Here is a 1,177-nt window from a genome sequence, read left to right as displayed (position 1 = left end):
CTGCACAGAATGGTCGCTAAAGGTAATGGCCGCCTCGCTAGGGCTTCGTGTTACCTTTATGATATTGCTGTTAAGGTGAATGTTGTCTTTAAAACGCTGTGTAATCGGTGCTATGTAAGACTCTGAACCATTCGTTAGTACCCTCCACTGCGGTCGATCATCGACACTTAACATGCCGTGATTCTTAAAAAACTGAATAAAGAATTTTAAGGGAAACGATAGCATTACATCGACAGATGCAGACCAGATAGCCGCTCCCATTGGAACAATATAATAGTTTTTAAACGCGTCGGAATAGCCATTTTGTTCAATGAATTCACCTAGGCTTTGCTCAGTGTCGAGTGTACCCGCTTCCAAGCTCTCAACCGTTTGTTTGTTGAATTTAAGGATGTCGCTTATCATCCTCAGAAACTTAGGGCGGAACAGGTTACTTCGTTGCGCGAATAAGCTGTTTAGGTTGGTGCCATTGTATTCAAGGTCAGTGTTTTCACATCGTACACTGAAGCTCATGTCTGAATCTTCGCTTGTAACGCCTAGCTGGTCCATTAGTTTGATGAAGTTAGGGTAGGTCCAGTCATTAAAAACGATAAAACCTGTATTCACCGGGTAGCTTTTGCCTTGGCATTGTACGTGTTCGGTGTGGGTATGGCCGCCAATATAGTCGTTCGATTCGAATAAGCTAACGTCATGACGCTTACTCAAAAGATAGGCAGACGTCAGGCCCGCGATGCCTGATCCGATGACCGCAATGCGTTGGTTTGTAAGGTGCTGGTGAGAAGGGTTCTGATTCATTGCTGGTGATCCTGAGGGTTTGTCGTCGCGATTGACTGAGTTGTTCTTGTAGAAGAATCGGCCTGAGATGCATTGCGCGATAACTTGGCAAGTAAAGAAAAGCGAAGATGATCAGGTAACAAAGAGATCAGCTTCAGTGTTCGAGTAAATCGTTGCGGAAAATGTATGTCGAAAATGCCTCTTTCAAGTCCGGAAATAATTCGACTGGCAGCTTCTTCGGGTTCCATGAGTAGTGGCATTGGAAAATCATTGAGATCGGTTAAAGGTGTTTTGACAAACCCCGGACTCACTAGATGAACGTCAATGCCTTCTTGCTGTAAATCTATTTTTAAGCACTCGGTAAAATATCGTAGTGCCGCTTTTGAAGCGCCGTAGACATGTGCTC

2 protein-coding genes are annotated in these 1,177 nt (G+C 44.4%); both read right to left on the bottom strand.

Annotation, left to right across the window (positions count from 1 at the left end; genetic code table 11):
• A partial coding sequence (locus A3761_RS23680; RefSeq protein WP_156492071.1) for an NAD(P)/FAD-dependent oxidoreductase occupies positions 1-792 on the bottom strand: 792 nt, incomplete at its 3' end.
• Positions 789-1,177 (bottom strand): SDR family NAD(P)-dependent oxidoreductase (locus A3761_RS23675; RefSeq protein ID WP_156492070.1); only part of this gene is annotated, 389 nt, incomplete at its 5' end. The genes A3761_RS23680 and A3761_RS23675, both read right to left, overlap by 4 nt.

This window comes from Oleiphilus sp. HI0123 (genome assembly GCF_001635315.1).
This window is presented reverse-complemented; position numbering and strand designations above follow the sequence as displayed.